At 69.5% G+C, this 12,670-nt stretch carries 14 protein-coding genes; all 14 read left to right on the top strand.

Annotated features, from left to right (window positions below; genetic code table 11):
* Positions 1–91: 91 nt before the first annotated feature.
* The 14 genes from CBF90_RS12325 (at position 92) to rplW (ending at position 12,662) form a co-directional block, all read left to right on the top strand.
* Positions 92–1,183 carry an ABC transporter gene (locus tag CBF90_RS12325; protein WP_088380721.1) on the top strand — a complete coding sequence of 364 codons (1,092 nt, stop codon included), beginning with the start codon at positions 92–94 and terminating at the stop codon, positions 1,181–1,183.
* Positions 1,183–1,656, top strand: a complete 474-nt coding sequence (locus CBF90_RS12320; RefSeq protein ID WP_023954021.1) for a hypothetical protein — start codon at positions 1,183–1,185, stop codon at positions 1,654–1,656. The genes CBF90_RS12325 and CBF90_RS12320 overlap by 1 nt, the downstream gene beginning before the upstream one ends.
* A gap of 45 nt (positions 1,657–1,701) precedes the next feature.
* Positions 1,702–2,364, top strand: a complete 663-nt coding sequence (locus CBF90_RS12315; RefSeq protein ID WP_071919051.1) for a spermidine/putrescine ABC transporter substrate-binding protein — start codon at positions 1,702–1,704, stop codon at positions 2,362–2,364.
* A gap of 40 nt (positions 2,365–2,404) precedes the next feature.
* Positions 2,405–4,129: a DUF5684 domain-containing protein gene (locus CBF90_RS12310; protein ID WP_088380720.1), complete on the top strand. Its 1,725-nt coding sequence runs from the start codon at positions 2,405–2,407 to the stop codon at positions 4,127–4,129.
* 261 nt (positions 4,130–4,390) lie between these two features.
* Positions 4,391–4,759: a 30S ribosomal protein S12 gene (gene rpsL / locus CBF90_RS12305; protein WP_018187369.1), complete on the top strand. Its 369-nt coding sequence runs from the start codon at positions 4,391–4,393 to the stop codon at positions 4,757–4,759.
* A gap of 5 nt (positions 4,760–4,764) precedes the next feature.
* Entirely contained in the window at positions 4,765–5,235 is a 471-nt protein-coding gene (rpsG, locus tag CBF90_RS12300) for a 30S ribosomal protein S7 (RefSeq protein WP_023954027.1), read from the top strand.
* 69 nt (positions 5,236–5,304) lie between these two features.
* Positions 5,305–7,419: an elongation factor G gene (fusA, locus tag CBF90_RS12295; protein ID WP_064955471.1), complete on the top strand. Its 2,115-nt coding sequence runs from the start codon at positions 5,305–5,307 to the stop codon at positions 7,417–7,419.
* Between the two features lie 144 nt (positions 7,420–7,563).
* Positions 7,564–8,757, top strand: coding sequence for an elongation factor Tu (gene tuf / locus CBF90_RS12290; RefSeq protein WP_023954029.1), 1,194 nt, complete (start codon positions 7,564–7,566; stop codon positions 8,755–8,757).
* Positions 8,758–8,896: 139 nt separating this feature from the next.
* The gene (locus CBF90_RS12285) at positions 8,897–9,112 is read left to right on the top strand and encodes an Rv0909 family putative TA system antitoxin (protein ID WP_023954031.1); all 216 of its coding nucleotides are present in this window, start codon (positions 8,897–8,899) and stop codon (positions 9,110–9,112) included.
* A 178-nt stretch (positions 9,113–9,290) separates the two neighbouring features.
* Positions 9,291–10,247: a hypothetical protein gene (locus CBF90_RS12280; RefSeq protein WP_088380719.1), complete on the top strand. Its 957-nt coding sequence runs from the start codon at positions 9,291–9,293 to the stop codon at positions 10,245–10,247.
* A gap of 477 nt (positions 10,248–10,724) precedes the next feature.
* Positions 10,725–11,033 (top strand): 30S ribosomal protein S10, encoded by a 309-nt coding sequence (rpsJ, locus tag CBF90_RS12275; RefSeq protein WP_017201594.1) that lies wholly within the window; start codon positions 10,725–10,727, stop codon positions 11,031–11,033.
* An 8-nt stretch (positions 11,034–11,041) separates the two neighbouring features.
* Complete coding sequence (gene rplC, locus CBF90_RS12270) at positions 11,042–11,701, top strand: 50S ribosomal protein L3 (protein WP_023954036.1); 660 nt, start codon at positions 11,042–11,044, stop codon at positions 11,699–11,701.
* Positions 11,702–11,703: 2 nt separating this feature from the next.
* On the top strand, positions 11,704–12,366 hold the full coding sequence (rplD, locus tag CBF90_RS12265) for a 50S ribosomal protein L4 (protein ID WP_023954038.1): 663 nt from the start codon (positions 11,704–11,706) through the stop codon (positions 12,364–12,366).
* Complete coding sequence (rplW, locus tag CBF90_RS12260) at positions 12,363–12,662, top strand: 50S ribosomal protein L23 (protein ID WP_023954040.1); 300 nt, start codon at positions 12,363–12,365, stop codon at positions 12,660–12,662. Before rplD ends, rplW begins: the two co-directional genes overlap by 4 nt.
* Positions 12,663–12,670: the final 8 nt, after the last annotated feature.

The following is a 12,670-nucleotide window of genomic DNA, read 5'->3' as shown; positions in this document are numbered from 1 at the left end:
GACACGTCGGCACGCCTGCGCGGTGCGCCCGCGTCGCCGGGATATCCTCGCCTCTGCGGCGGCACCGGCCACCGCGTGAGGAGCACATCGCATGAGCGACCCCAAGTACGGCGAGCCGGTCGACGAGCCGAAGCCGGTGGACGACGTCGTGGGCAGCGCCCGGGCAGGGCTCGCCGACGCCGAGGCGTCGCGCGATGCGGTCTCGGCCGATGACTGGGATGCCGCTTACGCCGGCTCCGGGACTCTGCCCGAGCGATCCGCCGACGCCGACGACGCAGAACGCCCCGCAGTCGACCGCACGACCTCCGACGCCGACGCCGCCCGGCTCGACGCCGCCGCACGCGACGAGCGCACCGACACCGTCGGCTCGCCCGCGACCTCCGACAGCTGGAACTCCCCGAGCGAGTGGGACACCCCGCGCGATGCCGGCGACACGGCCACCGCGGAGCGGGATGCGGATGCCGCCTCAGCCGGCACCACTGCAGCCGGTGGCGCCGCGGGCGCAGCCGCCAGCGACACCGCGACGCGCGCCTACCGCGCCGACGACGCCGACCGCACGAGCACCGTGAGCGCGAGCGAGCCCGTCGCCGAGACGCCGGCTGCTGCTTCGACCCCGCAGCCGATCTTCGTGCAGGCCCCCGAGGCGCCGACGCCGCGCGGCAACCGCGGAGCGGCCGGGGCCATCGGCCTCCTCGCCGCCGTCGCCTTCGCCCTGATCTACCTCGGTGCCGCTCTGGGCATCGACGCCGTCCGCGGTGAGGTCACGACCGCGAACATCGGCGAGCAGGCTCTCGCCGCCGCCACCTCCTGGTGGCTCTGGGTTCCCGTCGTCGTGTTCTTCCTGGCGTTCTGGATCCTGGGCGCCTTCATCAACCGCGGCCGCTGGGGCCTCTGGGTCCTGCTCGGCCTCCTGGTGGGTCTGGCGTCCTACGCGGGGCACATCGCGGGACAGCTCTTCCAGGCGCCGTTCTGGACGATCGCGCCGAGCCAGGCGCTCACGATCGTCGGTGAGCAGGCCTTCGCCCCGCTCGCGCTCGTCGCACTGGTCGCGGGCCGCGAGCTGACGATCTGGTTCGGTGCGTGGGTCGCCGCCCGCGGCCGTCGGGTCACCGAGCTCAACGCCGAGGCGCAGCGCGAGTACGAGCGCACGCTCGAGGCGGGACCGCAGCTGCACCGCTACTGATGACCACTGCCTCCGGCGGAATGCGCCCCGGGCTCGCCACCGCTTTCGCGGTCGTGGGCTTCGGGGCGCTCGCCATCTGCGGCCTGGGCATCCTGAGTCTGGTGACCGGTCAGGACGTCCTCGCGGTCCGCGGGCTCGGGCCGATCCCCGGCGCCGTCGGCTTCGCCGCCGCGGTCGTCGGGATCGCGCTCACGCTGATGGTCGCGCTGCGGGCGCCGCATCCGTCGTATGCGATCTCGGTCCTCACGGGGGTTGTCGCGCTGCTGTCGTACCTCGCGGGCCTGGTCGCGTCCGCGCTGATCGTGGGGGTCGACGCGGCTCGTGCCTTCGCCGCTGCCGGCGGGTTCGCGGTGTCGTGGTTCGGTGTCCTGCTCGTCGCCGCAGCGGTCATATCGGGATGGTCGGCCGTCGCGCTGGTGCGGACGCGGGCGACGCCGCCGCGGTGGGCCTGGGAACGCGACGAGGACGAATGACGCGAAATCCCCGCGTCACCGGCCCGGATCGGCGACAATAGGCCCGTGGAGCGGTCGCTCGAGACCCAGGTCAGCCAGGCGGTGGATGCCTGGCTGCGCTGGCTGCCGCGCTGGCAGCCGGCGACCCACCGAGGCCGGATCGCTCCCTGTCGTCGATGCATCGGCTCGCCCGTGCTGTCTGCGGTGGGACTGGGGGCGGACGTGCCGCACGGGGTGCAGCACGGTCTGTCGACGAGGATGAAGGCGATCGTGGATGCCGCCGTCGCCGAGTACACCTCGCGGAACCTGCCGATGCTGCAGGCCGAGCTCGACCAGCAGGCCGCACGCAACCGGGCCCGGAGCTACCGCCCTGCCGAGGGGCTCGCGCCCGAGTTCGAGGGGTTGCCGCTCGACCCCGAGCCGGTGGCCGGGGCGCCCTTCCTGTTCACGATCTCGGGGCTCGCGCAGGAGTCCGACGACGCCGTGCCCGAGCTTCCCCCGCTCAGCAGCGAGGCGAAGGCGGCCCTCCGCCAGGAGGTCGGCCTCGCCGACGACTACGCCAACATGATCGGTCGGGAGGTCTGCGCCGTGCTCCTGCATCACCGGCTGCGCGTGCAGGCGGCCGTCGCGCAGCACGTCGAACCTCAGATCGAGGCCATGCTCGCCGAGCTCACCCGATCGCTCGACGCGCCCTTCGAACCCGGTGCCGAACGCGGGGGCGACACGTGACGACGGTGCGCGGCGCCCGCGGGCTCTATCGTGGGATGCGATGACCACCTCCGGCAACGAATCGCTCCTCATCCTCCTCGTCGTGCTCTCGACGGTTCTGGGTGCGGTCCTCTACGTCTGGACGGCGCTCGCGCTGGCCGGCCTGTTCCGCAAGACGGACGAGGAGCCCTGGCAGGGGTGGGTGCCGGTGCTGAACATCGCGGTCGTGCTGCGCATCGGCGGTTTCAGCCCGTGGCTCGTCCTCATCGGTCTCGTCCCCGTGGCCGGCCCGATCGTGGTCTACGTGCTGCTGGTGATGGCCGCGCACCGCATCGGTCGCGGCTTCGGCGTCGGCCCCGGGATGACGGTGCTGGCCGCCCTGCTGTTCGTCGTGTGGGCGAGCATTCTGGGGCTCGGGCCCGCCCGCTGGCGGGAGGAGCGCGCCGCCGAGGTGGCACCGCCGCCGTGGGTCTTCACACCGCCGCTGTCGGACGCGGGGCAACAGGACGCCCCCGGTCTCGGCGTGCGGCGCACTCCCGAGCCCGCGGCGCCCCCGACGCTGGCCACCCCGACGCTGTCGGCGCGCCACTTCAGCCCCGAACCGCTCGCCGCCAGCGGTGAAGCCGCTCCCGAACGCGAACCCGAGCCGACCGACCTGCAGCCCTCGCCGTGGGCACCGCCGTCGCCGTTCGCCCCTGCCGAGGTGCCCGCCGCCGGCGCGGCGGTCGCTGCCCCGCCTGCCGTGGACGAGCCCGCTGCCGTGACCCCCGGTGCTCCGGCACCCGTCCCGGCTGATCCGGGAGCCGACCCCGCTGCCGTGCTCTTCGCCCCGGCCGACGAGCAAGCGGCGCGACCCGCTGCGGCTGCCGAGCCCGCGCCGCCTGCGGCGGCCGCCGAGTCGGCCATGGCGGCCGCGCCCCCGGCGCAGCCCCCGGCCCCGGCAGAGCCCGAGGCTCGGCCGGCGTTCTCCGAGCCCGCGCCGCGCGAAGCGCGCGAGCCGATCCTCCGCGACCCCGCTCCGGCGGCCGAGACCCGCACGGAGGCCGCCAGTGCCGGAGCGGCCGGGGACGCCGACGACGACGGCTCGGACGACGCCCGCTGGCCGTCCGAGATCGACGACGTCTCGGCGATCTCGCCGTCGCCGTTCCCCTCGCGCGCCGCATCCGACCGCCCCGGGGTCATCCCCTCGTTCGCCGACCCGGATTCCGCCGCCGGGATGGGGCCGGGACGCCGGACGTGGGATGCCGTGCCCGCGACCCCGATCGCCCGTCGGGCCTTCGCGCGGACTCCCGACGAGTTCCCGGAGCTCTCCGACGAGGTCTCGGCCGTCGCGAGCGCGCCGGCGGCCGGCGAGCCGCGCACGGCTGAGGCGGCGGTGCCCGCGCAGCTGCGCCGCGCCGAGGTTCCCGACGACGGCGAGATCGACCACACCGTCGTCGTCGCGCGGCGCCGGGTCTACTGGCAGCTCGTCCTGCCCGACGGCGAGGTCGCGCCGCTCACCGGCGACGTCGCGATCGTGGGCCGTCAGCCCGCGCCCGACCCCGCCTACCCGCGGGCCCAGCTCGTGGCCATCGAGGACCGTACGCGCACGGTGTCGAAGACGCATGCACGCCTGGAACTGCGCTCGGGCCTGTGGCACATCACCGATCTCCACTCGACCAACGGCGTCGTGCTGACCAACTTCCTCGGCACCGAGATCGAGCTCGAGCCCGGATCGGATGCTCCGGCAGGCGAGCGCTTCCTCCTCGGCGACGCGGAACTGCGCATCGAGCGCCCCGGAACCTGACCCCGATACCACCGGCATCCACCGGCGTTTGCCCGCCTCGCCGGAGAGGCGTATCATTGACCGGGTGTGCGCTCGTGCGCGCCCTGCGTCGTGCCTCGGTCCGATGGTCAGGTCGAAGCGGAGCACGCGAATCGGGATCGTTCTGCGAACAGGACGCCCCCACGGCATATCCACCCTTCGAAAACGCAGCATTCGTGACGCGCCGGTGGATCTGTGGTGAAACCACGACGCTGTCACCGTGCAGCACTACAAGGAGAGAACGTGCCAACCATTCAGCAGTTGGTTCGCAAGGGTCGCTCGCCGAAGGTCACCAAGACCAAGGCGCCCGCACTGAAGGCGAACCCCCAGCAGGCGGGTGTCTGCACCCGCGTGTACACGACCACGCCCAAGAAGCCGAACTCGGCCATGCGCAAGGTCGCTCGTGTCAAGCTCCGCAACGGCACCGAGGTCACCGCGTACATCCCCGGCGAGGGCCACAACCTGCAGGAGCACTCGCTCGTGCTCGTCCGCGGCGGTCGTGTGAAGGACCTCCCCGGTGTCCGCTACAAGATCGTCCGCGGTGCGCTCGACACCCAGGCCGTCAAGAACCGTAAGCAGGCTCGCAGCCGCTACGGCGCGAAGAAGGGTTGAGTTAGATGCCTCGTAAGGGACCCGCACCCCGCCGCGTCGTCGTCAACGACCCGGTCTACGGTGCTCCGATCGTCACGCAGCTCGTGAACAAGATCCTCGTCGACGGCAAGAAGTCGATCGCCGAGTCGATCGTCTACACCGCCCTCAAGGGTGTCGAGGCCAAGAACGGCCAGGACGCCGTCGCGACGCTGAAGAAGGCGCTCGACAACGTCCGCCCGACCCTCGAGGTCAAGAGCCGCCGCGTCGGTGGCTCGACCTACCAGGTGCCCGTCGAGGTCAAGCCGCACCGCGCGAACACGCTCGCGCTGCGCTGGCTCGTCTCGTACGCCAAGGGCCGTCGTGAGAAGACGATGACCGAGCGCCTGCAGAACGAGATCCTCGACGCCTCGAACGGCCTCGGTGCCGCGGTCAAGCGCCGCGAAGACACCCACAAGATGGCCGAGTCGAACCGCGCCTTCGCGCACTACCGCTGGTAAACAGCTTCTCGGCGCCGGCCGGGGGACCCTCCCCGGCCGGCGCTCCCGACCAAACGTAAGGAACAGCCCGTGGCACAAGAAGTGCTCACCGACCTCAACAAGGTCCGCAATATCGGCATCATGGCGCACATCGATGCCGGCAAGACGACGACGACCGAGCGCATCCTGTTCTACACGGGCGTCAACCACAAGCTCGGCGAGACGCACGACGGCGCCTCGACCACCGACTGGATGGAGCAGGAGAAGGAGCGCGGCATCACGATTACGTCTGCCGCCGTGACCTGCTTCTGGAACAAGAACCAGATCAACATCATCGACACCCCCGGCCACGTCGACTTCACGGTCGAGGTCGAGCGTTCGCTGCGCGTCCTCGACGGCGCCGTGGCGGTCTTCGACGGCAAGGAGGGCGTCGAGCCCCAGTCCGAGACCGTCTGGCGTCAGGCCGACAAGTACGACGTGCCCCGCATCTGCTTCGTCAACAAGATGGACAAGCTGGGCGCCGACTTCTACTTCACCGTCGACACGATCGTCAGCCGCCTGGGCGCCAAGCCGCTCGTGCTGCAGCTCCCGATCGGCGCCGAGAACGACTTCGTGGGCGTCATCGACCTCGTCGAGATGCGCGCGCTGGTCTGGCCCGGCGACGCCAAGGGTGACGTGACCATGGGCGCGAAGTACGAGATCCAGGAGATCCCGGCCGACCTCGCCGACAAGGCCGCCGAGTACCGCCAGCGTCTCCTCGAGACCGTCGCCGAGTCCGACGACGCGCTGCTCGAGAAGTTCTTCGGCGGCGAAGAGCTGACCGTGGCCGAGATCAAGGGCGCCATCCGCAAGCTCACCGTCGCCGGCGAGCTGTACCCGGTGCTCTGCGGCTCGGCGTTCAAGAACCGCGGCGTGCAGCCCATGCTCGACGCGGTCGTCGACTTCCTCCCCTCGCCCCTCGACGTGCCCGCCATCGAGGCGCACGACCCGAAGGACGAAGAGAAGATCATCGAGCGTCACCCCGACGCCAACGACCCGTTCGCGGCGCTGGCGTTCAAGGTCGCCGTGCACCCGTTCTTCGGTCGCCTCACCTATGTCCGCGTGTACTCGGGTCACCTCGACTCGGGCGCGCAGGTCATCAACTCGACCAAGGGCAAGAAGGAGCGCATCGGGAAGATCTTCCAGATGCACGCCAACAAGGAGAACCCGGTCGACTCGCTCACCGCGGGCAACATCTACGCCGTCATCGGCCTGAAGGACACCACCACCGGTGACACCCTCGCCGACCCGGCCGAGCCCGTCGTCCTCGAGTCGATGACGTTCCCCGAGCCCGTCATCGAGGTCGCGATCGAGCCGAAGACCAAGGCCGACCAGGAGAAGCTGGGTGTCGCCATCCAGAAGCTCGCCGAAGAGGACCCGACGTTCCGCACCGAGCTCAACCCCGAGACGGGTCAGACCGTCATCAAGGGCATGGGCGAGCTGCACCTCGACATCCTCGTCGACCGCATGAAGCGCGAGTTCCGCGTCGAGGCGAACGTCGGCAAGCCGCAGGTCGCGTACCGCGAGACGATCCGCAAGGCCGTCGAGCGTCACGACTACACCCACAAGAAGCAGACCGGTGGTTCGGGTCAGTTCGCGAAGATCCAGTTCGCGATCGAGCCGCTCGAGGTCACGGCCGACAAGACGTACGAGTTCGAGAACAAGGTCACCGGTGGCCGCATCCCGCGCGAGTACATCGAGCCGACCAACCAGGGCTTCCAGGACGCGATGAACGTCGGCGTGCTCGCCGGCTACCCCATCGTGGGTGTCAAGGCGATCCTCATCGACGGCGCGTCGCACGACGTCGACTCGTCCGAGATGGCGTTCAAGATCGCCGGCTCGATGGGCTTCAAGGAGGCGCTGCGCAAGGCCAACCCGGTCATCCTCGAGCCCCTGATGGCTGTCGAGGTGCGTACGCCCGAGGAGTACATGGGCGACGTCATCGGCGACCTGAACTCGCGTCGTGGCCAGATCCAGTCGATGGAGGACGGCTCGGGCATCAAGATCGTCCGCGCGCTCGTCCCGCTGTCGGAGATGTTCGGCTACATCGGCGACCTGCGTTCGAAGACCTCGGGCCGCGCGGTCTACTCGATGGAGTTCGACAGCTACTCCGAGGTCCCGCGCGCGGTGGCCGACGAGATCGTCCAGAAGAACAAGGGCGAGTAAGCCCTCGGGATGCCGGGGGCCCATGCTCCCGGCATCCACTCAAACTGAATATCGACCTCTCTACTAGAGTGAAAACATCCCCGTAGAGAACCGGTCGCAATCCAGCGCCCGGAGATCTACAACGACAGTCCTGAGGAGGACCCAGTGGCTAAGGCCAAGTTCGAGCGGACCAAGCCGCACGTCAACATCGGAACCATCGGTCACGTCGACCACGGCAAGACGACGCTCACCGCGGCGATCTCGAAGGTGCTCGCCGACAAGTACCCGTCGGCCACCAACGTGCAGCGTGACTTCGCGTCCATCGACTCGGCGCCCGAAGAGCGTCAGCGTGGTATCACGATCAACATCTCGCACGTCGAGTACGAGACCCCCAAGCGTCACTACGCTCACGTCGACGCCCCGGGTCACGCTGACTACATCAAGAACATGATCACCGGTGCCGCTCAGATGGACGGCGCGATCCTCGTGGTCGCCGCCACCGACGGCCCGATGGCTCAGACCCGCGAGCACGTGCTGCTCGCCAAGCAGGTCGGCGTTCCCTACCTGCTGGTCGCGCTCAACAAGTCGGACATGGTCGACGACGAGGAGATCCTGGAGCTCGTCGAGCTCGAGGTCCGCGAGCTCCTCTCGTCGCAGGACTTCGACGGCGACAACGCTCCCGTCGTCCGCGTCTCGGGCCTGAAGGCTCTCGAGGGCGACGAGAAGTGGGTCAACGCGATCGTCGAGCTCATGGACGCCGTCGACGAGTCGATCCCCGACCCCGTGCGTGACAAGGACAAGCCGTTCCTCATGCCCGTCGAGGACGTCTTCACGATCACCGGTCGTGGAACCGTCGTCACGGGCCGCGCCGAGCGCGGCACCCTCGCCATCAACTCCGAGGTCGAGATCGTCGGCATCCGCCCGACGCAGAAGACCACGGTCACGGGTATCGAGATGTTCCACAAGCAGCTCGACGAGGCCTGGGCCGGCGAGAACTGTGGTCTGCTCCTCCGCGGCACCAAGCGTGACGACGTCGAGCGTGGCCAGGTCGTCGTGAAGCCGGGTTCGGTTACCCCGCACACCAACTTCGAGGGCACTGCCTACATCCTCTCGAAGGAGGAGGGTGGCCGTCACAACCCCTTCTACACGAACTACCGCCCGCAGTTCTACTTCCGCACCACGGACGTCACCGGCGTCATCTCGCTGCCCGAGGGCACCGAGATGGTCATGCCCGGTGACACCACCGACATGTCGGTCGAGCTCATCCAGCCGATCGCCATGGAAGAGGGCCTCGGCTTCGCGATCCGTGAGGGTGGCCGCACCGTCGGCGCCGGCACGGTGACCAAGATCATCAAGTAAGTCTTTCGACTTCCTTCGCGAAACCCCTCGGACCTTCGGGTCCGGGGGGTTTCGTCGTTCCGGCGTCTGCGCAACCTGTTGACGTCGCGGCGGCGGGCGCGCTGTCATAGCGGTACATCGACCCGACGAAAGGACGATCATGGGCGTCGACGACATCATCAACAAGGGCAAGCAGATGTTCGAGCAGAACCGAGACAAGATCGAGGAGGCGCTCAAGAGCGAGAAGGCCGAAGAGGTCAGCGACAAGTTCCTTCAGGGCGCGGCGGACGCCGTGAAGAAGGTCGTTCCCGAGCAGCATCACGGCAAGGTCGACGAGGTCCGCGAGAACGTCGACAAGAACATCGGCAACCAGTAGCCCACGCCGAGAACGCACCCTCTCCGCGAGAGCGCACCGTGAATGGTGCGTCGTCGCGGAGAGGGTGCGTTCTCGCGTTGACGGTGGGGATTCCTCCCCCGGGAAGCGGGGCGCCGGCGAGTCCACGGGGAGTCGGGCGCGGGGGGATGCGGGGCTGCGCCGGGGGCACCGTGGGGGAGTGACCGAGCGCGACGAACTGATCCTGCGGGGCGATGCACATGTGCGCGGCGAGACCGCGGCCCTCGACCGTGCCGTCCGGGCGGGAGAGCTCGTGCGCGTGCGGCGGGGCGTCTACATTGCGGCGACGCGCTGGGCCGCCGCGCGGCCGGAGGAGCGGATGCGGCTGCGCGCGCACGCCCTCGCCGCGGTGGCGATTCGTGAACCGGTGTTCTCGCATGCGACCGCGGCCGCTCTCCACGGGCTGCCCGTCCATCGTGGTGATGACGGCCGGGTCCACACCCTCGAGCTCGGGACCGCGCCCGCGCCGAGCCGCAGCGACGTCGTGCGCCACCGGCACGAGGTCGCGGGTGCCGATGTCTCGCACATCGGGGGGCTTCAGGCGACGAGCATCGCGCGCACGCTGTTCGATGTGCTCTGCGTCGAGAACGCCGAGACCGCGACGGCGGCGATGGACGCGGCGCTGCGAGCGGCGGCGTGGCGGCGGCAGGGCGCATACGACCGTGCCGCTGCCGCGGCGCTCGCCACTGACGTGACCGCCCGCATGGAGCAGTCGCCCGGGGCCCGCGGCATCCGTCGTGCGCGCTTGGTCGCCTCGATCGCCGACGGCCGGGCGCAGCTGCCGGGGGAGAGCATCAGCCGCCTGTGGATGCGGCAGCTCGGCGCCGCGGAACCGGTGTTGCAGCATCCTGTCGCGCTCGGTGGCGGGCGGTGGGCGTTCCTCGACTTCGCGTGGCCGCGGTTGCGGCGCTTCGGCGAGTTCGACGGCGACGGCAAGTACCTCGATCCCGCTCTCGTCGCGGGCCGTTCGCCGCGCGACGTGCTGCGCGCCCAGCGCGAGCGCGAGAGCCGCATCGTGGCGGCGACCGGCTGGACCCCGGTGCGCTGGGGCTGGGAGCGCCTCGCGTCGCGCCCGTCATTCGCCGCGTTCCTCCGCTCGCACGGCCTGCTGCGCTGAGTCGGAATCGTCCCGCGAGAGCGCACCATCGACGCGAGGGTGCACCATAGAAGGTGCGTGGTCGCGGGGAGGGTACGCGTTCGGCGGGCCCGCCCTCACGGCACGCGGCGCGACGCGGATATCGCGACACGCCCGGGTTTGCGACACGCCCGGGCGGCACGTAGACTATTCAGGTTCCACATTCCGATGGGTGCCAGCATCCCGGATCACTGTCACGAGAGTGCATAGGCGGCGCGCAGCGCAGAGTCCTAGGCCGCGGGCAGATGAACATCGAACCCCACACCGACCTGGAGACAGGATGCGCGCGTGCGCGCACGGTGCGGAACCGCGGGGAGACCCGCGGGTTTGACATCAGAACAGTGGTGCAGCATCACCGCCCCGGCGGTGAGAAGTGCCCGGCGCAGACCGCGCCACCGGGCGTCCAATGCGCTCGCGACCAGCGAGACGTAAGACGCGATAAAGAGAGTGAGCAGACAAATGGCGGGACAGAAGATCCGCATTCGCCTGAAGTCGTACGACCACGAGGTCATCGACACCTCGGCACGCAAGATCGTCGACACCGTGACCCGTGCGGGCGCGACTGTCGTCGGACCCGTGCCGCTGCCGACCGAGAAGAACGTCGTGTGCGTCATCCGGTCGCCCCACAAGTACAAGGACAGCCGCGAGCACTTCGAGATGCGCACCCACAAGCGTCTGATCGACATCGTCGACCCGACGCCCAAGGCTGTCGACTCGCTCATGCGACTCGACCTCCCGGCCGACGTCAACATCGAGATCAAGCTCTGAGGTTCGACATGGCTGACATCAACTCCAAGGTTTCCAAGGGCCTCCTCGGCACCAAGCTCGGCATGACCCAGGTCTGGAACGAGCAGGGCAAGCTCGTCCCCGTCACGGTCATCGAGATCGCGCCGAACGTGGTCACCCAGGTCCGTACGCCCGAGAAGGACGGCTACTCGGCCGTTCAGATCGCTGCCGGCCAGATCGACCCCCGCAAGGTCAACAAGCCCCTCACGGCCCACTTCGAGGCCGCCGGCGTGACCCCGCGTCGCCACCTCACCGAGGTGCGCACGGCGGATGCCGCTGACTACTCACTCGGTCAGGAGCTCACCGCCGGTGACACCTTCGAGGCCGGCCAGCTGGTCGACGTCGTCGGCACCAGCAAGGGCAAGGGCACCGCGGGCGTCATGAAGCGCCACAACTTCAAGGGCGTCTCGGCCTCGCACGGTGCGCACCGCAACCACCGCAAGCCCGGTTCCATCGGTGCCTCGTCGACGCCCAGCCGCGTCTTCAAGGGCATGCGCATGGCCGGCCGCATGGGTGGCGAGCGCGTGACCGTCCTCAACCTCACGGTGCACGCCGTCGACGCCGAGAAGGGTCTGCTGCTCGTCAAGGGCGCCGTCCCCGGTGCACGCGGCCGCATCGTCTACGTCCGCAACGCTGTGAAGGGTGCCTGATCATGGCTGACTCGACTCTCGCGCTCGACGTCCGGAGCGCTTCCGGCAAGAAGGCCGGCTCCGTGGAGCTGCCCGCCGCGCTCTTCGACGTCAAGACCAACGTTCCCCTCATCCACCAGGTCGTCGTCGCGCAGCTCGCGGCGGCTCGCCAGGGCACTCACTCGACCAAGCGTCGCGGTGAGGTCTCGGGCGCCGGCCGCAAGCCCTTCAAGCAGAAGGGCACGGGTAACGCCCGTCAGGGCTCGATCCGCGCGCCGCACATGACCGGTGGTGGCATCGTGCACGGCCCCAAGCCGCGCAACTACTCGCAGCGCACCCCCAAGAAGATGGTCGCCGCCGCACTCCTCGGAGCGCTCAGCGACCGTGCTCGCGGCCAGCGTCTGCACATCGTCGACTCGTTCGGTGTCGAGGGCACGCCCTCGACCAAGGCTGCTGCGGCGGTTCTGACCGGCCTCGGCGCCACGAAGAACGTCCTCGTGGTCATCGAGCGCGGTGACGAGATCACCGTCAAGAGCGTGCGCAACCTCGCGTACGTCCACGTGCTGACGTTCGACCAGCTCAACGCCTACGACGTGCTCGTCTCGGACGACCTCGTCTTCACCAAGGCCGCCTACGACGCGTTCGTCGCGTCCAAGGCCGGCGCCACCGAGGAGGTCTCGGCATGACCGCCGTCAACAAGGACCCGCGCGACATCATCCTGAAGCCGGTCGTCTCCGAGAAGAGCTACGGGCTCATCGACGAGGGCAAGTACACGTTCCTCGTGGACCCCCGTGCGTCGAAGACCGAGATCAAGCTCGCGATCGAGAAGATCTTCGGCGTCAAGGTCGCAGCGGTCAACACGCTCAACCGCGCGGGCAAGTCCCGTCGCACCCGCTTCGGCACCGGCAAGCGCAAGGACACCAAGCGCGCCATCGTCACCCTGAAGTCGGGCACCATCGACATCTTCACGGCAGTCGGCTGACGGTCGGG

The organism is Microbacterium sp. AISO3 (assembly GCF_002204305.1).
Taxonomy (GTDB): Bacteria; Actinomycetota; Actinomycetes; order Actinomycetales; family Microbacteriaceae; genus Microbacterium; species Microbacterium arborescens.
Note: the sequence above shows the minus strand (reverse complement) of the source record. Positions and strands in the feature narration are given on the sequence as shown.